This is a genomic window from Pseudomonas sp. P116 (genome assembly GCF_020149425.1).
GTDB lineage: Bacteria > Pseudomonadota > Gammaproteobacteria > Pseudomonadales > Pseudomonadaceae > Aquipseudomonas > Aquipseudomonas anatoliensis.
The window spans coordinates 628,975-648,400 of sequence record NZ_JACVHB010000003.1 but is presented as its reverse complement, the minus strand read 5'-3'; the positions used below and the strand labels follow the sequence as shown (position 1 = coordinate 648,400).

The 19,426-nt window shown below is 60.9% G+C and carries 15 protein-coding genes; 11 read left to right on the top strand and 4 right to left on the bottom strand.

All coding sequences use genetic code 11. The features are described 5' to 3' along the window. Nucleotides 1-3 precede the first annotated feature (3 nt). Both gmd and ICA15_RS13385 read right to left on the bottom strand, forming a co-directional pair. Nucleotides 4-975, bottom strand: coding sequence for a GDP-mannose 4,6-dehydratase (gmd, locus tag ICA15_RS13390; protein ID WP_150593353.1), 972 nt, complete (start codon nucleotides 973-975; stop codon nucleotides 4-6). Then, nucleotides 972-1,886: a GDP-mannose 4,6-dehydratase gene (locus tag ICA15_RS13385; protein WP_210553281.1), complete on the bottom strand. Its 915-nt coding sequence runs from the start codon at nucleotides 1,884-1,886 to the stop codon at nucleotides 972-974. The genes gmd and ICA15_RS13385 overlap by 4 nt, the downstream gene beginning before the upstream one ends. 426 nt (nucleotides 1,887-2,312) lie before the next feature. Here ICA15_RS13385 and ICA15_RS13380 point away from each other — a divergent pair, with 426 nt between their 5' ends. The 6 genes from ICA15_RS13380 to ICA15_RS13355 all read left to right on the top strand — a co-directional run bounded on the left by ICA15_RS13380 (nucleotide 2,313) and on the right by ICA15_RS13355 (nucleotide 10,501). Further along, entirely contained in the window at nucleotides 2,313-3,959 is a 1,647-nt protein-coding gene (locus tag ICA15_RS13380; protein WP_210553282.1) for a glycosyltransferase, read from the top strand. Next, entirely contained in the window at nucleotides 3,953-5,257 is a 1,305-nt protein-coding gene (locus tag ICA15_RS13375; protein ID WP_210553283.1) for a glycosyltransferase, read from the top strand. Before ICA15_RS13380 ends, ICA15_RS13375 begins: the two co-directional genes overlap by 7 nt. Then, on the top strand, nucleotides 5,254-6,141 hold the full coding sequence (locus ICA15_RS13370; protein ID WP_210553284.1) for a class I SAM-dependent methyltransferase: 888 nt from the start codon (nucleotides 5,254-5,256) through the stop codon (nucleotides 6,139-6,141). The genes ICA15_RS13375 and ICA15_RS13370 overlap by 4 nt, the downstream gene beginning before the upstream one ends. Before the next feature lie 40 nt (nucleotides 6,142-6,181). Further along, entirely contained in the window at nucleotides 6,182-7,015 is an 834-nt protein-coding gene (locus ICA15_RS13365) for a class I SAM-dependent methyltransferase (RefSeq protein WP_210553285.1), read from the top strand. 173 nt (nucleotides 7,016-7,188) lie between these two features. Then, nucleotides 7,189-8,376, top strand: coding sequence for a DUF3142 domain-containing protein (locus ICA15_RS13360; RefSeq protein ID WP_210553286.1), 1,188 nt, complete (start codon nucleotides 7,189-7,191; stop codon nucleotides 8,374-8,376). After that, nucleotides 8,363-10,501, top strand: coding sequence for a hypothetical protein (locus ICA15_RS13355; RefSeq protein ID WP_210553287.1), 2,139 nt, complete (start codon nucleotides 8,363-8,365; stop codon nucleotides 10,499-10,501). The genes ICA15_RS13360 and ICA15_RS13355 overlap by 14 nt, the downstream gene beginning before the upstream one ends. Here ICA15_RS13355 and ICA15_RS13350 read toward each other — a convergent pair. Further along, the gene (locus ICA15_RS13350; RefSeq protein WP_210553288.1) at nucleotides 10,498-11,127 is read right to left on the bottom strand and encodes a LysE family translocator; all 630 of its coding nucleotides are present in this window, start codon (nucleotides 11,125-11,127) and stop codon (nucleotides 10,498-10,500) included. The two genes, ICA15_RS13355 and ICA15_RS13350, sit on opposite strands and share 4 nt — an antisense overlap. A gap of 144 nt (nucleotides 11,128-11,271) precedes the next feature. Between ICA15_RS13350 and ICA15_RS13345 the strand changes: the two genes are divergently transcribed. Continuing rightward, nucleotides 11,272-11,745 carry an Lrp/AsnC family transcriptional regulator gene (locus tag ICA15_RS13345; protein ID WP_210553289.1) on the top strand — a complete coding sequence of 158 codons (474 nt, stop codon included), beginning with the start codon at nucleotides 11,272-11,274 and terminating at the stop codon, nucleotides 11,743-11,745. A 100-nt stretch (nucleotides 11,746-11,845) separates the two neighbouring features. On the opposite strand, the gene lpdA is transcribed toward ICA15_RS13345, so the two are convergent. Continuing rightward, nucleotides 11,846-13,246 carry a dihydrolipoyl dehydrogenase gene (gene lpdA / locus ICA15_RS13340; protein WP_210553290.1) on the bottom strand — a complete coding sequence of 467 codons (1,401 nt, stop codon included), beginning with the start codon at nucleotides 13,244-13,246 and terminating at the stop codon, nucleotides 11,846-11,848. 212 nt (nucleotides 13,247-13,458) lie between these two features. Between lpdA and hflK (ICA15_RS13335) the strand changes: the two genes are divergently transcribed. Genes hflK (ICA15_RS13335) through ICA15_RS13320 form a run of 4 tightly spaced genes read left to right on the top strand, consistent with a single transcriptional unit; the run spans nucleotide 13,459 to nucleotide 19,413 of the window. Then, complete coding sequence (gene hflK / locus ICA15_RS13335) at nucleotides 13,459-15,420, top strand: protease modulator HflK (RefSeq protein ID WP_210553565.1); 1,962 nt, start codon at nucleotides 13,459-13,461, stop codon at nucleotides 15,418-15,420. Next, the gene (hflC, locus tag ICA15_RS13330; protein ID WP_210553291.1) at nucleotides 15,417-16,451 is read left to right on the top strand and encodes a protease modulator HflC; all 1,035 of its coding nucleotides are present in this window, start codon (nucleotides 15,417-15,419) and stop codon (nucleotides 16,449-16,451) included. Before hflK (ICA15_RS13335) ends, hflC begins: the two co-directional genes overlap by 4 nt. Beyond that, nucleotides 16,448-17,509 (top strand): protease modulator HflK, encoded by a 1,062-nt coding sequence (hflK, locus tag ICA15_RS13325; protein WP_150616943.1) that lies wholly within the window; start codon nucleotides 16,448-16,450, stop codon nucleotides 17,507-17,509. Before hflC ends, hflK (ICA15_RS13325) begins: the two co-directional genes overlap by 4 nt. After that, a complete protein-coding gene (locus tag ICA15_RS13320; protein WP_210553292.1) occupies nucleotides 17,506-19,413 on the top strand; it encodes a cation-translocating P-type ATPase in 1,908 nt (635 codons plus the stop codon). The genes hflK (ICA15_RS13325) and ICA15_RS13320 overlap by 4 nt, the downstream gene beginning before the upstream one ends. The last annotated feature ends 13 nt before the right edge of the window (nucleotides 19,414-19,426 follow it).

Sequence of the window (19,426 nt, the reverse complement as noted above, 5' to 3'; positions counted from 1 at the left end):
GGCCTACTCCTTGGCGACGCGTTTCATGTCCGCATCCATCATCATGCGGATCAAGGTATCCAGGTCGGTTTTCGGCTTCCAGCCCAGCACGCGCTGAGCCTTGGCCGGATTGCCGAGCAGCACTTCGACTTCGGCCGGGCGGAAAAACGCCGGGTCGATCTTCACGTAATCACGGTAGTTGAGGCCGACGTGATCGAAGGCGATGCGGCACATTTCGCGCACCGTGGTGGTGACGCCGGTGGCGACCACGAAATCGTCGGGCTTGTCCTGTTGCAGCATCAGCCACATGGCTTCGACGTAATCGCCGGCAAAACCCCAGTCGCGTTTGGCGTCGATGTTGCCCAGGCTCAGCTCCTGCTGTTTGCCTTGCTTGATACGGGCGGCGGCGTCGGTCACCTTGCGCGTGACGAACTCGATGCCGCGCAGCGGCGATTCATGGTTGAACAGGATGCCGCTGCTGGCGTGCAGGTTGAAGCTTTCGCGGTAGTTGACGGTGATCCAGTGGCCGTACAACTTGGCCACGCCGTACGGGCTGCGCGGGTAGAACGGCGTGTTCTCGTCCTGCTGCTCAGCCTGGATCAGACCGAACATTTCGCTGGTCGAGGCCTGATAGAAACGGGTGTGCGGGCTGAACTGGCGGATCGCTTCGAGCAAGTGAGTAACGCCCAGGCCATCGACGATGCCAGTGGTCACCGGTTGATCCCAGGAGGCGGCAACGAAGCTTTGTGCCGCCAGGTTGTACACCTCGTCCGGGGTCGACTTGATCACGGCGCGCTGTACCGAGCAGGCGTCGGCCATGTCACCGTCCAGGTAGACGATGTCGGCCTCGACGCCCATCTCGCGCAGGCGCCAGCGTGAATCGCTGCTGCGCCGTGCCACGAAGCCGTAAACCTTGTAGCCCTTGTCGAGCAGCAGTTTGGCCAGATACGCGCCGTCCTGGCCGGTGATCCCTGTGATCAGTGCACTTTTTGTCATTCTTGTCGTACTCGCTTCTCCCAGTCGGACAGGATCGCCCGCAGGGATTGTTGTGTGGTGATGTCTGGCGACCATCCGGTGGCTGTGGACAGTTTTGCATGGCTGCCGCAAACACGGCGTTGATCGGCACGCCGCATGCGCGCTGCATCCTGAACCAGTTGCATCTCGACTTCGGCCAGATCTGCCAACTGCTCGATCAGGCTGCGGATACTTTGCTCGCGCCCCGAGCAGATGTTGTAGACCTGCCCCGGTTGGCCTTTCTCAAGCAGCGCGAAGTAGGCCGAAATAACGTCGCCGACATCAAGGAAGTCGCGAGTCACGTCGATGTCGCCGACTTCCAGTTGGGGCGCTTGCAGGCCTTGTTTGATGCGACTGATCTGGCGGGCGGCACTGGCGATGACGAAGCTGTCTTTCTGCCCGGTGCCGATGTGATTGAACGGCCGCGCTACCAGCACCGGCCACTGTTCGCTCAGGCCCCATTGCAGGCTGAGGAACTCCGCCGAGAGTTTGCTCACCGCATAAGGGTTGCGCGGGCAGGGCGGTTGCAGTTCGGTGATCGGCAGAGCGCTTTCGGCCACTTGGCCGTAGACGTCGCCGGAGCTGACATACAGGAAGGTGCCAGCGAAGCCGCGGGCCTTGAGGGCCTGCAACAGGTTGAGGGTGCCGAAGAGATTGATGTCGAGTGTGCGCGCCGGATCGCGAAAGGCTTCGGGGACGAACGTCTGCCCGGCCAGATGGATGACCGCGTCGGGCAGTTGAGGCCAGAGATCGACGAGACTGCCCGCGTCCGTAAGGTCGTAGGGCGTTGCGGCAGGCAGAAGCTCCCACGACGAATCGGGTAGCGCCAATCGTGACTGAATATGTTGTCCCACGAAGCCACTGAGGCCCGTAATGAACAGACGCTTTTTCAAACCGCGACCCCTTGGTCTTGAACTTGCGCCACTTTCCCACATGCTTTGAGAGGAAGTCTGTCAGACCGATAGAAAAAATCGGCAGGACGGCAGGCGAAGTCAGTTGTTGTAGTTGTTTGGTGCCAATCTGTGCCAATTGCGCGGCAATTTCAACAGGCAAACCGTGACTGGTCAGTTCTCGTTAGCGTAGTCAGATTATTCTCCTCGTGCGGTTCACGAATCCTCGACGGATGTGTTTAGAATGCCCTTCGTCGCGATGCCCCAAAGTTCACCGTGGGTGTTGCGCAACAGGGTGAAACCAACCACTAAAACAAGAACGAAGACGTGCCTGTAGATGAAGCTCAAGCCCCGGTGATGCCGACTTGATCCGACGTCGGGCCGTCATAGCATGAAGCGGTCGGGATGGCTGCTTCATCGTGGGATGCCATGAATTTCATTCTTTACTCGGACGTCAACGACAGTTCCATCAGCCAGAGTCTCGGGCGTCCCGAATACAGTTACTACTTCGTGCTCAAGGCTTATCGGCCGGTGCTGGAAAGCCTTGGCCGCGTGCATGTGGTGGCGTCGGTCGACGAGGTCGATCCGCTGTACCGGCAGTTGAGCGAGGCCGGTCAGGCATGCCTGTTCCTTTCGTTTACGCCACCGCACAAGACCCCGATTGATCTGCAGTGCCCGATGGTTTGCGTGATTGCCTGGGAGTATGACTCGATCCCGTCCGAGTGCTGCGACGACGATCCTCGGCAGGACTGGAGCCAGACCCTGGCACGTCATGGCCGGGTGATTACCTTGTCCACTCATACCGCGCGGGCGATCCGCCGGACTTTGGGTGAAGACTTCCCCGTGTTGGTGCTGCCCACACCGTTGTGGGAGCGCTTTGCGCACGTGCGCAGAGACTATCCAAGTGTCCCGGTTAACCCGGGCACTACGCTGCAGATCAAGGGCTGCATCATCGACAGCCGCGCGCTGGGGCTGTCCGCCGATGGCTTGATCGCGCCGATATTCAATGAGCAGGAGCTGGAAACTCGCGGCCTGGTGGAACCAGAACCAGAACCGGAACCGGAACCCCAACCCGAAGCACCTGTGCCACTGACCTTGCGCCGACGCGTATTCATTTCCAAACACTACTTGCGCGAAAGCTTTCGGGCGCTGACGGCGCCTGCCGAACACCCGCCGTTGTTTTTACTCAAGCACAACCTGCTGATGTGGTATCGCGAAGCCGTGTGCGATGTGGTGCCGGACGCTGTCCGTCAGCAACTGACCAAATTGCGCACGCCGCCCCCGCCAGCAGCACCCTTGCCAGTGCCCACCACCGTGAGCGAGGCGATGAAGCCTGACGCGCATCCGCAAGCGGCGTTGCCCGACACCAGCGAGCAGGTACAGATCGACGTCAGTGGCGTGGTCTATGTCAGCGTGTTCAATCCCGCGGACGGTCGCAAGAACTGGCATCACCTGATCACCGCCTTCTGCTGGGCCATGCGTGACAACGAAGACGCCACGCTGGTGTTGAAAATCACCCAGAACGACTTGTCGAGCTACTACGTTCACTTGATCACCTTGCTCTCGCAACTCTCGCCGTTTGCCTGTCGGGTGGTGGTCATGCATGGCTATCTGGACGACGAGGAGTTCGCCAGGCTTTACGGTGCCGCGAGTTTCTACGTCAACGCTTCGCGCTGCGAAGGTTTGTGCCTGCCGCTGATGGAATTCATGGCCTGCGCCAAACCGGTGATTGCCCCGAACCACACGGCGATGCGCGACTATATCGATGAGCAGGTCGGATTCGTCGTCAAGTCCAGCCATGAGCCGACGATCTGGCCGGAGGATGTGCGCATCCTCTACCGCACCTTGCGCCATCGCCCGGACTGGGGCTCGCTGAAAGCCGCCTATGAGGACAGTTACGCCATGGCCAAAAACCATCCGGATGCGTATCAGGCGATGGCCGCGGCAGCCAATGAACGCATGCGCGATTACTGCGGCTTTGCCCCGGTTCAGCAGCGCGTGATGCAGTTTTTCGAGCTCAAGGCGCAGGGCGAAACCACGCCGCTGACGGCTGAGTCGAGGGCCGCCTCATGTTGATCATCATTCATTCGGAAACCAACAAGAGCAACATCCAGCAGAACCTCGGACGGCCCGAGTACAGCTACTACTTTGTGCTCAAGGAGTTTCGCCCGGTGCTGGAGCGCATTGGTCAGGTCATCGAAGTCAGCAACCCCGACGAACTGGTGGATCGCCTGTATTTCGACTGTCTGAGCCGGGGTGAAGAGTGCGTCTACCTGTCGTTCTCGCCGCCGCACCGCACGCCGATTCATTACGCCTGCCCGACCATCCCGGTGTTTGCCTGGGAGTTCAGCACCATTCCCACCGAGAGCTGGCAGGGCGAACCGCGCCACGACTGGCGTGTGGTGCTTGAAGCCTGTGGCCGGGCGATTACCCATTCGACATTTACGGTCAACACCGTGCGCGATGTGATGGGCGACGACTATCCGGTCTGCGCGATCCCTGCGCCGGTGTGGGATCGCTTCGCCGCACGCGGTGAACATCTGGAACGACGCCCTGTGGTCGAGCCGGTCACGCTGAACCTGCGTGGGCTGCTGATCGACAGTCGCACCGTCGACTTGCGGCCTTACGGGCCACCCGGACGCTGCGAAGGCACGCCGATGTCCTTTGCCGCGCCGGCGCAGGATTGTCCGTTGCAACTCGAAGGCGTGGTCTACACCTCGGTGTTCAATCCTTACGACGGGCGCAAGAACTGGCAAGACATGATCAGCGCGTTCTGTACCACGTTCCGCGACACTCCCGATGCGACGCTGGTGCTGAAACTCACGCACCACGACATCGCCAATGCGCTTACCGACATGCTCCACCACTTGTACAAGAACCAGTCCTACCAATGCCGGATCGTGCTGATTCACGGCTATCTGGCGGACGGTGATTACGAACGGCTGGTGCAAGCCACCAGCTACGTGGTCAACAGTTCCTATGGTGAAGGCCAGTGCCTGCCGCTGATGGAATTCATGTCATGCGGCAAACCGGCCATCGCGCCGCTGAACACGGCGATGGCCGACTACGTGAACAGCGACAACGCGTTCATCGTCGACTTCACCGAAGAGCTGACGGCCTGGCCGCATGACCCACGCGCCGCCTACCGCACGATGCGTTACATGACCAATTGGGATTCGCTGTGTGTGGCCTATCGCGCCAGTTATGAGGTGGCGAAAACCGATCAGCCGCGTTACGCCGCGATGTCGGCCGAAGCCGTGCGCAGCCTGCAACGGTTTTGTAGCCAGGCCACCGCCGAACAGCGTTTGCGGGCGTTTTTTTCCCAGCGCTCAGCCACCGCCGAGGCGGTATCCGTGGAAGCCTCGGGCGCATGATCCGGCGTCTGCTCGCCCGCTTTCGCCCGGCGCCTGTACCGGCCTCCTTGCCAGAGCCGGCGCCTGCACTGCGCGATACGGTGTCGCCGCGCGACGTCGGTTTGCGTGACGCCGTCCTCGACGGCTGGTTTTTGGGTGACAGCGGTGAGCTGCTCAAGGGCTTTGCAATCACGGCTGACGATACGCTGCTCGACGTTGGTTGCGGCGAAGGTGTAGCGACACTGTTTGCGGTCCGCCAAGGCGCCTCGGTGATCTTCACCGACAGTGAACTGGACAAGGTGCGCGACCTCGCTCGTCAGGTCGAAGCGCAAAGCCGCCAGTCGAATCTCGGGCTGGTCAGCAACAGTTTGCCGTTGCCGCTGGCCGATGGTTGCGCGAGCAAAGTGGTGTGCATGGAAGTGCTGGAGCATATCGACCAGCCTGAGCCGTTCATGGCCGAACTGGTGCGCATGGGCCGTCCCGGCGCGCAATATCTGCTCAGCGTGCCGGCGCCGGTTGGCGAACATCTGCAAAAAGGCATTGCTCCGGCCAGCTACTACCAATCACCCAATCATGTGCAGATTTATACCGCGGAGCGCTTCGCCGCGTTGGTAGAGGACGCAGGTCTGGTGATCGAGCATCGTCAGGCCAACGGCTTTTTCTGGGTGATGGGCATGATCTTTTTCTGGGCCGGCGAACGTGCGGCCGGTCGGGATCCTGCCGGTGCGGTACGGGATCGAATCCAGGAGCCGTTCATGCCATTGATGGAGAGCTGGGCCAGAACCTGGCAAGACTTGCTCGATCAACCCGAAGGTCTCGCCATCAAGCAGACGCTTGACCGTTTCATGCCCAAGAGCCAGGTGATCATCGCCCGCAAGCCGCTGGACGCGGGACAGACGCCATGAGCGAAGAACGGTTCATGAATATCAATTTTGGAGCCACCTCATGCTGAGCTTTTTGAGAAAACTCACAGCGGCGACCCCCGCCCCGGTTGCTGCGCCCGTCGCTGCGGTCACGCCGGTCGCCGAGAAGGTCGATCCGTTCATGCTCGGTCTGCACGATGCCCAGCTCAGTGGCTGGTTCAACGAGGAGACGGGAGAGCTATATAAAGGCTTCCCGGTATCGGCGGATGACATCGTGATCGATGTCGGCTGCGGTGACGGCGGCAACATGCAGTTTTGCGGCAGGCGTGGGGCGCGGCTGATTGTCGCCGACATTGACGGCGACAAGATCGAACAGGCCCGCCAGCGCTTGAGCGAGACCCCGGCGCGTAGTGTCGAGTGCCACGTCACCGACGGCAATCCGCTGCCGATTGCCGATGCCACCGCCACCCGCGTGGTCTCCACCGAAGTCCTCGAGCATGTCGACGATCCGGCGCAGTTCCTCGCTGAACTGGTGCGCGTCGCCCAGTCGGGGGCGTTGTATCTGTTGAGCGTGCCGCACCCGAGCTCCGAAGACCTGCAAAAAGACATTGCTGCGCCGGCGTATTACGAGAAACCCAATCACATACGCATCATCAGCGAAGAACAGTTCAAGACCATGGTCAGTGATGCCGGCCTTGAGGTCATCAGCCACAGTCAGTACGGCTTTTACTGGTCGATGTGGATGCTGCTGTTCTGGGAGGCGAAGGTTGACCTGAGTAACCCCGATCACCCGCTGCTCAACCACTGGGCCAATACCTGGCAAGCCTTGCTCTCGTCACCCCGCGGTGCACAGATCAAAGATGCGCTGGAAACGGTGGTGGCGAAGAGTCAGGTGATCATCGCCCGCAAGCCTTGAGCCGCTTACCTCAAGGTCATCGCTCGATCTCACTGCAGGAGCTGCGGCACGCTGCGATCTTTTGATCCTGATTTCAAAAATCAAAATCAAAAGATCGCAGCCTCGTTTCACTCGACAGCTCCTACAGGATGTTGTGTACCCTGCATTTTTTGTCGGCAGGGATTAGCGACTTCATGCGGTTTGGTTATTCGATTCTGATCACGTTGCTGTTACTTGTGGGGTGCGATCAGCAGACCGCACCGCCACTCGATCAGCAGCTCTACGTCTGGCAACGCCAATGGACGCCTGCCCATGAGGCGGCATTGCGCGACAGCCGAAGTGATTTTTCCACTCTGCGCGTGTTGGCGTTGCAGGCCTTCCCCCATGAAGGATGGAGCCGGGCGCGCATCGATGCGCCGTTGCTGAAAAACGATGGTCGTCCGTTGATCGCGGTGATTCGCCTCGACGGCCAACTCCAGGCGCTGGATCAGCAACAGGTCACGGCGCAGATTCTTCAGGTCGTTGCAGATTGGCAGGCGCAAGGTCTGACTCTGAGTGGCGTGGAGATCGACCACGACGCCGGCAATGCGCGGCTGCCGGCCTACGCACAATTCCTTACTCATCTGCGCTCCGCGTTGCCGACGACGTTGCCGTTGAGCATCACCGCGCTGCCCGCGTGGCTCGACAGTTCGCAGCTGCCTGCGTTGCTGGCCACGGTCGACAGCAGCGTGCTGCAAGTGCATGCGGTCAGCGATCCACGGCGAGGCTTGTTTGATCCTGATCAAGCGTTGAAGTGGGCCAAGGCTTGGGCGCGGCTCACCGACAAACCGTTCTACCTGGCGCTACCGGCCTATGGCGTGGCGCTGTTGCCGGATATCGCCGGCGCCCCCGTTGTAGAAAGCGAGGTTCAGCTTGAACGTGGCGGTGAGCGCCGCGAATTGCTGGCCGATCCGCTGCAACTGAGCCGACTGGGTAAAACGCTGCGTGACGATCCGCCAAAACACCTGGCCGGCCTGATCTGGTTTCGTCTGCCGCTGGTCAACGACCGTCGCGCCTGGAGTTTGACCACGCTGCGCGCCGTAGCGCGGGGCGATACGCTGCACAGCCAACTCGACGTGACGTTTAGCGAGCAGGGCGGCCTCTACGATATCAAGCTCAACAACACCGGCAACCTCGACAGCGCCTGGCCCGCGCAGATCACCCTGAAGGCCCGTGATTGCGAAGGTGCTGACGCGCTCGCCGGTTACTCATTGCAACAAAGCCCGGATCTGCTTACCTTCACCCGCCTTCGCGACGGCCGATTGCCGGCGAACGGGCAGCGCGCCATTGGTTGGGCGCGTTGCGCAAATATTGATCAAGGAGGTTCGCATGTTGACCCGTAACTGGCCCCGCCATCTGCTCTGCCTGAGCCTCAGCCTGCCGCTGGGTTCGGCGCTGGCCTGCGGCCCGGACTTCCCGATGCGCCTGCTCGATAATCGCGGGCAGACGATGGCGGAGCTGCCGGAGGGCAACTTCAACTTTGAGCTGAGTCGCCTGGGTAAAACCATCGCCGGGCTGAAGAACGTCACCGCCGCGACCTATAACCCGAACGAATCCTATGCGCAGTCGACTGAAACGGTCGAACAGCGTGACAAGGCCGAGCAGGCCGGGCTCACGCCTGAACAACAGGCGCTGGTGAAACAGCTGCGCGGTTTGACGGATGCGCGTCAGGTCGAGGTGCAGGGTGCCAGTCTGCCAGCGGAGATTCGTCTATATGTGGCAGGCGCGGTGGCGTTTGCGACGGGCGAACATCAACTGGCGGTGGCATATTTCGACAAGCTGCTGGCGCTGCCAGCGGATCAGCGTTCTTTGCGCAGCACGTGGGCCGCGTACTCCCTGGGGCGCACCTGGTTTGCCATGAGCACCGAGGCACCCGACGCGGTCGAGGCGCTGGAGCACTCTCGCGCAGCATTTCGTCAGACTCGCCAACTGAGCATCGACGGTTTCAGCGATCCGCTGGAGCTCGGCGTCGCCAGCCTCGGGGAAGAAGCGCGGATATTGCGCACCACTGGCGACTGGGCCGGCGCGATCGAACTGTATGAAGCGCAGAACCTGCACGGCTCTGCGGTTGGCAACACTTCACTGAAGCAGTTGATGAATGAACTGGCGCAACTGCCTGAGGTTGAGCTGGCACGATTGCTGGAACACAAACCGGTGCAGCAACTTGTCACCGCATCGTTGCTCAGTCGTCAGGGCTGGTCGTTCGGCGATGAACCGCCGAACGAGAAAAAACTGGTGAAGCTCCTGCAAAACAGCACTCGTGGCAGCCTCGAAAACGCCGATCGGCTGGCCGCTGTGAATTATCAACAGGGTGACTACGCCAGCGCCAAAGCCTTCCTCGAAAATGCCGGCGACGGCGGACTCGCCTGGTGGTTGCGGGCGAAACTGGCGCTGCGCGACGGCGATAAAAATGCCGCCGCGGCAGCCTACGCCAAAGCCGCGCAGGCCTTCCCGCAGACCGAGGATTGGGGCTACCGACGTACGACAGACTGGGCCTATGAAACGGTCCAGCCGAAATGTCGGGTCGAGGGTGAAAGCGCAATTCTTGCACTGCAACGCGGTGAATACCTGCAGGCTTTCGTGCAGTTGTATCGCAGCAATGACGTCTACTGGTTCGATGCTGCAGCAGTCGCCGAGCGGGTGCTGACGGTCGACGAACTCAAGCAGTATGTCGACGAAACGGTTCCGGCTCCTGCGGTGTTGACCCAGGAGGAACGTGAAAACTACGTACCCCTTTCAGTGGCAGCGAAGCTGCGCAATTTGTTGGGCCGACGTTTGTTGCGCGAAGGACATTACGAGGCGGCGATCAGCTATTTCGACAACCCCGATCTGCAACACAAGGCTCGTCTTTATGCCGAGCAGCGGCTCAAGGCTGATGCCGCGTGGTGGCCAACCAGACGCGCCAGCGCGCTGTATAACGCGGCGTGGACCGCCCGCGAATGGGGCATGGACATTCTCGGTTATGAAATGGCGCCGGATTACGCGGTGTTTGGTGGCGGCTTCAGCCTGGAAAACACGGAGTTGAAAGTCGGACCGCTGGTGAGCGAAGCCGAGTTGCAACGCCAGAAAACCAGTGAAGCTCAGCCGGATCAGCGCTTTCACTATCGGTTTGTCGCCACCGCTCTGGCCGGTCGTGCTGCCGATAATTTGCCGCACACCAGTCAGGCGTTCGCCGCCGTGTTGTGCAATGCCGTTGGTTTCAACAGCAGCCTGGAAGAACAAAGCGCGCTGTATCAACGCTACGTGAAGGAAGGGCCTTACGTGCCGTGGGCGGTGGATTTTGGCAATCAATGCCCATATCCGGATTTCGAAAAGGCTGACAAGCGTTATGTCACCCAAGTGACCGATTCGGTGCGCGCCACGCTGCGGCCGTACAAATGGCCGGTGCAGATTGCTGCGATCCTGCTGGTGGTTGGCACGGCTTTGTTGCTGATCACTCGCCGGCAGCGCAAGGCACGCAAAAGCTAAGCCTGCTGGATGAACGTCAGGCGCAGCGCAAAGCCGATCAACAGGCTGCCGAACAGCCATTGTTGAACCCGTTGGGCCGTTGGACTGTGTTGCAGCCAACGGCCCAGCGCGGCGCCGGTCAAGGCGTAGGCGCTGTCGAACAGCAAGCCGACACCGACCAGTAGCACGCCGAGCATGGCGAACTGGGTCAGCACGGGCGCACCGTCGGCGACGATGAATTGTGGCAACAGCACCGAGCAGAACAGCAGCGCTTTGGGATTAAGCAGATTGGTCAGCAAGCCGCGCCGGACCGCTTCACGCCAATGACCCTGAGTCTGGGCAACATCCTCGCCATTCAGGTTTGGCACCAGCGTGCTGCGCAGGCATTGAATGCCGATCCACAGCAGATACGCCGCCCCGGCCAGCCGCACCACTTCGAACGTCCACGGCGCAGCCTTGAACAGCGTCGCCAGCCCCAACGCCGCCAACGCGACATGACAACCCCGGGCAATCCCAAGACCGATGGCGGTGGCCAGTGCCGCACCGCGACCCTGACGGGCGCCGGTTTGCAGCAACAGGATCATGTCCGGCCCAGGCAAAAGAAAAACCACGGCCAATGCCAGGAAAAACAGCCAGAGACTCGCCATGCCACACCCCTTTCGTTGTCGATTTGGTGAGGTCAGTCTAGGGCCGAAGTGCGGGGCAGGTGCTTGCGTAGTCCGCTTCAAAATCCATCGTGATTGGCATAACCTGCTTGTTTTTTCTGCTGACACAATCGGGATCTGCCAACCATGAAACTCGACGCTTTTGATCGCAAGATTCTCGCCGCGCTGCAACGGGACGGACGCCTGAGCAATGTCGAGCTGGCGGACGAGATCGGCCTGTCGGCGTCGCCATGCTTGCGGCGCGTGCGGATGCTGGAGGAGGCCGGGGTGATTCGTGGGTACCAGGCCAATCTGGATCGCGATGAAGTGGGGCTGGGTTTGACGGTGTTTGTCGGGGTAAAGGTCGAGCGGCACAACGATGAACAGGCCGAAGCCTTTTACAAAGCGGTCACTGCATTGCCGGAGGTGATTTCAGCGTTTCTGGTATCGGGGGAGTCGGATTTCTTGCTGCAAGTGGTGGTGCCAGACCTTCGTGCGTACGACCGTTTTCTCAGCGGTTGCCTGCTCAAACTGCCTGGGGTGAGTGATATTCGCAGCAACTTTGCGATTCATACGGTGAAGACCCCGGGGGCGTTGCCGTTGGGGCATCTTCCGTCCTGAAAACCGAAAAGATCGCAGCCTTCGGCAGCTCCTACAGAGTACGCATGCCAGGTAGGAGCTGCCGAAGGCTCGGGCCGCGTTCGGACGATCTTTTGATCTTCTACATCTGCGTCGCCATCCCCTCCACATTCATCGCCGCCTGGCGCAATGCCTCGGAGCGCGTCGGATGCGGATGGCACGTCAGGGCAATGTCCTCGGCCGAAGCGCTGAACTCCATCGCCACGCAAAACTCGCCAATCATCTCACTCACGCTCGGCCCGACCAGATGCACGCCAAGCACTTCGTCCGTGCGCTCATCGGCGAGGACTTTGGCAAACCCTTCGGTCTCGTGATTGATCTTCGCCCGACTGTTGGCGGTGAACGGAAACTTGCCGACTTTGTAGGCACGTCCCTCGGCCTTGAGCTGCTCTTCGGTCTTGCCAACGCTGGCCAGCTCCGGCCTGGTGTAGATCACGTTGGGGATCAAGTCGTAATTGACCTCGCCAGCCTTGCCGTGGATCTGCTCGACGCAGGCCATGGCTTCGTCTTCAGCCTTGTGCGCGAGCATCGGCCCGGACGTCACGTCGCCGATCACCCAGACCCCCGCGGCTTCGGTGCGATGCTGCTGGTTGGCGAGCATGCCGCGCTTGTCGGTGCTCAACCCGACGTTTTCCAGGCCCAGGCCTTGGGTGTATGGGCGGCGGCCGATGGCGACCAGAACGTAATCGGCTTCCAGCAATTCGGCGCTGCCGCCCGCCGCAGGCTCGACGCTGAGCTGCACGCCGTTTGCCGAAGTGGTGGCGCTGGTGACTTTCGAACTCAATTTGAAGGCAATGCCTTGCTTGCTCAGCGAGCGCTGCAGGGTTTTGCCGGCCTCGCCATCGACACCGGGGCAGATGCGGTCGAGGTATTCGACTACGGTGACCTGCGCGCCGAGACGCCGCCACACCGATCCCAGTTCGAGGCCGATCACGCCAGCACCAATCACCACCAGATGTTTGGGCACTTCGCTCAGCGACAACGCGCCGGTGGAGTCGAGGATGCGCTGGTTGTCGATCTCGACACCGGGCAGGGGAGTGGGCTCGGAACCTGTGGCGATGATGATGTCCTTGGCGGTCAGTTCGGTCTTGCTGCCCTTATCGTCGGTGACGGTGACTCTACCCGGGCCGTCGATGTGGCCCCAGCCCTTGATCCAGTCGACCTTGTTCTTGCGAAACAGGAACTCGATACCCTTGGTCAGGCCGGTCACGCTCTCGTCTTTCTGCTTCATCATCTGCGTGAGATTGAGGGTCGGTTTGACCTCGATGCCGAGGTTGGCGAATTCCGCACCCATGGCCGCCTCGTACAGCTCCGAAGCATGCAGCAAGGCTTTCGAGGGCATGCAACCGACGTTCAGGCAGGTGCCACCGAGGGTTGCCCGGCCTTCGACACAGGCAGCCTTGAGGCCCAACTGCCCGGCGCGGATTGCCGCGTTATAACCACCGGGGCCGCCGCCCAGAATCACCACGTCATAGTTGCTCATGCGCTTGCTCCTGATGGATGGATGCAGATCGTTAAAAGTAGTCATCGCACAAAATTACGAACGTAATATGTGCGCTTGCAGACATTTCGGTCAAGGCTTCAGGCAGGCGACAGGTCAGGCATCTTTAGATAAGCGCAATTTGTGCACAAATATTTCACGGTTTTCGTTATATCGTAACGATATGAGCAGTGAGCCGATGGCTTTGGGGTGATATGCAAGTCGATCTGGAGGTTGAAGGCACGCAAGTGACCGGACTGCCGCGCTTTCAGCAGGCGGCCGCGCAGGGCCGAAGGTTGCGTCGTTTGGCGATCGGCCTTGGTGGGCTGGCCGGGGCGGGGTGGGTGCTGGCATTTTTTGTCGGGTTATTTGCACCGCAGTCGTTGTGGCTGCCGCTGCTGATCAACCAGAGCGCGGCATTGCTGGTGGTGGTTGCCGGGCTGCAATCGGCCTGGTGGGTGACGCAGTGGCGTGCACGGGTGATGAATCCACTGTCAGCCATGCCATTGACTGTTGATGAGCAGCCCGCGGCGGATGGCTGGTATGAACGCCTGCTCGATCGCTTGAGCCGGCGCAGCGTGCATCTGCTTGGACTGATCGGCGCAGCGACGTTGTGGCTGGGCGGTTGGGCGTTGCTGATTGTGCTCAGCATCGAGCAGGTTTGGAACCTGACATTGCCGCCCGCGGCTGTCGGTGTCCCGGCCACAGTCGGCGCCGCTTTGGCGTTGTTATTGGCGTTTGGCTTATTGGTGCTGGAGCGGCAACTGGCTCAGGAAAACCCTGCGCAATGGCCTGAAGCGAGTTCGCTGGCCCAACTGACGCGTGTAGCGATCATCAGTCTGGTATTGGGCGCTTTGTGTTTGTTGTTCGCCGCAGAAACTTCCGTTTGGCCGGTTCGTCTGGCGGTACTGATCGGGATCTTGCCGGGTTTGGTTGCGATCGAGCTGCTATTGCGCGCCGTTCTGTTGGTGTTCAGCCCTCAACGTGAACAGCTTGAACCGACGCTGCTCGCGCGCAGTTTTGTCGCCGACATGCTGCGCTGGCCGCCCCAGCCTTTGCAGGCGCTACAGCACGAGTTACACAATCGCTTTGGCATTGATCTGCGCCAGATCTGGGCGTTCAGCTACATGCGCCGGGCGTTTTTGCCGGTGCTGGCGTTGGTCTTGGCAATCGGCTGGTTGATGACCGGGCTGCATGAGATCCCCTTGCAAGGTCGGGGCATCTACGAACGTTTTGGCAAACCGGTGCAAGTGTTCGGCCCTGGTTTGCACGCAGGATTGCCGTGGCCACTGGGCCGGGTATTGAGCGTTGAAAACGGCGTGGTGCATGAACTCGCGACCAGCGTTGGCGAAAATCCGGCGCCGGTTCAAGCTGTTCCCGCTGAAGGCCCGGCGCCGTCCACAGCCAACCGCTTGTGGGACGCCAGCCATGTAAATGATAAATCTCAAGTCATCGCCAGCAGCCGTGGCGCGCAGCAGAGCTTTCAAATCGTCAACATGGATGTGCGTTTCGTCTATCGCATCGGCCTCACCGACCAGGCAGCGCTGGCGGCTACCTACAACAGCGCCGATGTGCCGACGCTGATCCGCAGCACCGCCAGCCGAATTCTGGTCCACGATTTTGCCTCGCGCACCCTCGACGGCTTGCTCGGTGCGGACAGGGTAGGGCTGGGTGAAGAAATCGGCCGAGCGGTGCAAAGCGATCTGCAACAACTCGACAGCGGCGTGGAAATTCTCGCCACGGTCGTTGAGGCGATTCATCCGCCGGCCGGAGCAGCCAATGCCTATCACGGCGTGCAAGCGGCGCAGATCGGGGCGCAGGCGTTGATCTCCCGCGAACGTGGCGCCGCAGCGCAAGCGAGTAATCAGGCGCAATTGCAGGCCAGCCTCGCTCGCGATCAGGCCAGCGCCAACGCGCGTGAAATCAGCGCCGCCGCGCAGGCTGCGGACCTGAAATTCAGTGCTGAACAAAAAGCCTACGCCAGCGCGGGTCAGGCGTTCGTCCTTGAGCAATACCTCAGTCAGCTCAGCCAAGGCCTGAGCAAAGCCAAATTGCTGGTACTCGACCATCGACTGGGCGGTAGCAATAACGCGCCGACTATCGATCTGCGTACGTTCACGCTGCCGGTCGATCCGACGCCCGCACGTTCTACCGCTCAACCAGGAGTCGCCCATTGAGCCAGTCGCACACTCACGATCATCATGACCACGGCGGCCACGATCACGGCCATGGCCACGGCGGACATCACCATCATCACCACGGCGCGCCGGAAGAGGCGGGGCCTTTTCCATGGCGGCGCATGGGTTGGGCGGCATTGCTGGTGGCGTTCGCCATCGCCGCGGCGAGCCTGGTGCAAGTGCGCTCCGGCGAAGCCACGGTCATTACCCGGTTCGGTAATCCGTCGCGGGTGTTGCTCGATCCCGGTTTGAGCTGGCGCTGGCCCGCGCCGTTCGAAGCAGCGATCCCGGTGGATCTGCGCTTGCGTACCACCTCCAGCGGTTTGCAGGATGTTGGTACCCGGGATGGTTTGCGCATCATCGTCCAGGCTTATGTGGCGTGGCAGGTGCAGGGCGATCCGGACAATGTGCAGCGCTTCATGCGCGCCGTGCAGAACCAGCCGGACGAAGCAGCACGGCAGATTCGCACGTTTGTAGGCTCGGCACTGGAAACCACCGCCAGCAGTTTTGATCTGGCGAATCTGGTTAACACCGATGCGAGTCAGGTACACATCGCCGAATTCGAGGCACAGCTGCGTCAGCAAATCGATCAGCAACTCCTCGCGACTTACGGCGTGCGAGTGGTGCAGGTGGGTATCGAGCGGTTGACCTTGCCGTCAGTGACACTCACCGCCACGGTCGATCGGATGCGCGCCGAGCGTGAAACAATTGCCACCGAACGCACCGCCATCGGCAAGCGCGAAGCCGCGCAAATTCGCTCTGCCGCCGAGCGTGATGCGCGGATTGTTCAAGCAGATGCCACGGTGAAAGCCGCGGATATCGAAGCTCAATCTCGCGTCGAGGCCGCGCAGATCTACGGTCGCGCCTACGCCAGTTCACCGCAGTTGTATAACTTGCTGCGTTCGCTGGACACCCTCGGCACCATCGTCACGCCAGACACCAAGCTGATTCTGCGCACCGATGCCGCGCCATTCCGTGTGCTGGTCGACGGCCCGCCGAATCTCGACAGCAAAACCGGATCGCAACCATGAGTGAAGAAGTTCCACGTGGAACATATTCGCTGAACAGTCCGTGGATTCAGGCCGGACGTTTGGCGTTTTTTGCCCTCTACGCCGTGACCGTGCTGGCCGCGGTGGCGTGGGCATTCTCGAATGTCCGGCAGATTGATCCGCAGAATCGCGCCGTGGTTTTGCACTTTGGTGCGCTGGATCGCATCCAGAATGCCGGTTTGCTGTTGGCTTGGCCGCAGCCATTCGAGCAGGTGGTTTTGCTGCCAGCGGCAGATCGAGTGATAGAGCGTCGCGTGGAAAATCTGCTGCGCAACGATGAGGCCTTGAAGGCTGATCGGGTCGCCACGTTTGCCACGCCGCTCAGTGATGCACTGGCTGGATCTGGTTATTTATTGACCGGTGACGCCGGCGTCGTGCAACTGGATGTGCGAGTGTTTTACAAAGTGACCGATCCCTATGACTTCGTGCTGCAGGGTGATCATGTGCTGCCAGCGCTTGATCGGCTGGTCACTCGCAGCGCCGTGGCACTGACCGCCGCGCGGGATCTGGACACCATTCTGGTGGCCCGACCGGAATTGATCGGTGCCGATAATCAGGCTGCCGAACGTCGCGAGCGCTTGCGCGGTGATCTGGTCCGAGGCATCAACCAACGCCTGGCTGAACTGAAAACCAGCGGGCAGGGCATAGGCATCGAGGTGGCACGGGTTGATGTGCAGTCCAGTCTGCCCAGTCTCGCCGTCAGCGCGTTCAACGCGGTGCTGACCGCCAGCCAACAAGCCGACAAAGCCGTGGCCAACGCTCGCACTGATGCCGAGAAACTCACCCAGTCCGCCAACGAACAAGCCGATCGTACGCTGCAAGTCGCTCACGCTCAGGCGGGTGAGCGCCTGGCCAAAGCGTCTGCTGACACCGCTACGGTGTCGAGTCTGGCCAAGGCCCAATTGAATGGCACTGACCCGCAAATGTTCCTGCGCCTGTATCGCGAGCGCATGCCGAAAATTCTTGGCCAGGCCGGATCAGTGACTACGGTCGATCCGAAAGACGATTCCCGCCTGATCATTCAGGGAGCCAGTCAATGAGCGAGACCACCGCTGCACCGGGCCTTTTGTCCTCAGCCGAACAACGTCGCGCCGCGGGTCAACTGACGTTGGCCATGCTCGCGCTTGGTTTGCTCGGCCTCGGTCTGATCTGGCGTTGGCTGCTGCCGGAACAAACCGGTGTCAGTCAGTTACTGCTGGGTGTTGCTTCTTTATTGGTCGCCGTTCCGGTGATGCGTTCGGCGTGGTTCAGCCCGCGTTATCCAAGTCTGCATGGCATCACCGACCAATTGATTGCCCTGGCGATGCTCGGGGCGTGGGCGACTGGCGATCTGCTGACCGCCGCGTTGCTGCCGATCATCATGATCTTCGGCCATGTGCTGGAGGAACGCAGCGTCATTGGCTCGCAGGAAGCGATTCACGCACTCGGTCAATTGACCCGCAGTCATGCACGCAAGATTCAGGCTGACGGCTCGATCGTTGAAGTCGACAACGGCACGCTCAAATCCGGTGACACCGTCGAGGTCCGCGCGGGTGATCGAGTGCCGGCGGACGGTCGCGTTTTGTCCGGCCAGGCCAGTCTCGACACCGCGTCGATTACCGGTGAATCGGTACCGGTGGAAGCAAGCGTCGGCATGACGGTGTTTGGCGGGGCGATCAATCTCGACGGTTTGTTGCGCATCGAAGTGACCCGCACCGGCGACGAGTCGACGTTGGGCAAAGTCATCGCGCTGATGCAAAACGCCGAGCGTTCGAAACCACCGATCACCCGGTTGCTTGAGCGCTATGCCGGTAGTTACATGGTGCTGGTGTTGCTGTTGGCGGCCGTCACCTGGTTCATCACCAATGATGCGCAAGCGATGCTCGCGGTGTTGGTCGCCGCATGTCCTTGCGCCTTGGTGTTGTCGGCACCGGCCACGGCGATTGCCGGCGTGGCGGTGGCGGCGCGGCACGGGATTCTGATCCGCAGCTCGGCGTTCCTCGAAGAGCTGGCCGATCTCACCTCGCTGGTCGTCGACAAGACCGGCACCCTGACTTACGGCACCTTGCGCTTGCAGTCGATCAACAGCTCGTACGCGGATCAGTCGACGGTCATGGCGCTCGCCGCCAGTCTGGGCGCGGCGAGCAGTCATCCGGTCAGTCGTGCGCTGGCGGGGTTGGTCAGTCAGGACGACTGTTTGCCTCTGTCCGATATTCACGAACGGCAGGGCCTCGGCGTAGTCGCCATGACCGGGCAGGGCGAAGCGGCGCTTGGCCGTCCGGAGTTGTTCGCACAACTGGGCATCACTACGACGACCGTCCCTGAACACGATGGACCGATTGCCGGCCTGGCGTTGAACGGTGAGTTTCTCGCCTGGCTGCTGTTGGCTGACAGTGTCAAACCGGAAGCCCGATTTGCCCTCAGTGAACTGCGTGAGTTGGGCCTTGGGCGGCAACTGTTGCTGACCGGCGATCGGCAAAGCGTGGCCCGGACACTGGCTCGCGAAGTCGGTCTGAAGGAAGTCGAAGCCCAGGCGTTGCCCGAGGACAAACTCAATCGTGTGCTGAAAGAAATCAACGACGGTTTCCGGCCGATGGTGGTGGGCGACGGCATCAACGATTCGCTGGCGCTCAAGGCTGGCGTGGTCGGTGTGGCGATGGGCGCGGGCGGGGCAGACATCGCCTTGGCTTCGGCCGATATCGTGCTGATCGGCAGCGATCTGCGTCGGCTCGGCACTTGTGTGCGGCTCAGTCGCCAATGCCGACGAACCTTGCAGGTCAACGTGATCATCGGGCTGGGCTGGACGCTGGCCATTGTCGTGTTCGCAGCGTTCGGCTGGCTCGGAGCCGCCGGGGCGATGATCGCTGCGTTGCTGCACAACTTCAGCACGTTACTGGTGTTGGGCAATGCCGGGCGATTGCTGCGCTTTCAAGAGCCGCCGCTCAAGCTCAAGGAAGAAATCTGAAATTATTTTTCGC

Excerpts from the sequence above, each read along its gene's own strand:
- gmd (WP_150593353.1), bottom strand. The coding sequence starts at position 975 with ATGACAAAAAGTGCACTGATCACAGGGATCACCGGCCAGGACGGCGCG.
- ICA15_RS13380 (WP_210553282.1), top strand. The coding sequence starts at position 2,313 with ATGAATTTCATTCTTTACTCGGACGTCAACGACAGTTCCATCAGCCAG.
- ICA15_RS13375 (WP_210553283.1), top strand. The coding sequence starts at position 3,953 with ATGTTGATCATCATTCATTCGGAAACCAACAAGAGCAACATCCAGCAG.
- ICA15_RS13370 (WP_210553284.1), top strand. The coding sequence starts at position 5,254 with ATGATCCGGCGTCTGCTCGCCCGCTTTCGCCCGGCGCCTGTACCGGCC.
- ICA15_RS13365 (WP_210553285.1), top strand. The coding sequence starts at position 6,182 with ATGCTGAGCTTTTTGAGAAAACTCACAGCGGCGACCCCCGCCCCGGTT.
- ICA15_RS13360 (WP_210553286.1), top strand. The coding sequence starts at position 7,189 with ATGCGGTTTGGTTATTCGATTCTGATCACGTTGCTGTTACTTGTGGGG.
- ICA15_RS13355 (WP_210553287.1), top strand. The coding sequence starts at position 8,363 with ATGTTGACCCGTAACTGGCCCCGCCATCTGCTCTGCCTGAGCCTCAGC.
- ICA15_RS13350 (WP_210553288.1), bottom strand. The coding sequence starts at position 11,127 with ATGGCGAGTCTCTGGCTGTTTTTCCTGGCATTGGCCGTGGTTTTTCTT.
- ICA15_RS13345 (WP_210553289.1), top strand. The coding sequence starts at position 11,272 with ATGAAACTCGACGCTTTTGATCGCAAGATTCTCGCCGCGCTGCAACGG.
- lpdA (WP_210553290.1), bottom strand. The coding sequence starts at position 13,246 with ATGAGCAACTATGACGTGGTGATTCTGGGCGGCGGCCCCGGTGGTTAT.
- hflK (WP_210553565.1), top strand. The coding sequence starts at position 13,459 with ATGCAAGTCGATCTGGAGGTTGAAGGCACGCAAGTGACCGGACTGCCG.
- hflK (WP_150616943.1), top strand. The coding sequence starts at position 16,448 with ATGAGTGAAGAAGTTCCACGTGGAACATATTCGCTGAACAGTCCGTGG.
- ICA15_RS13320 (WP_210553292.1), top strand. The coding sequence starts at position 17,506 with ATGAGCGAGACCACCGCTGCACCGGGCCTTTTGTCCTCAGCCGAACAA.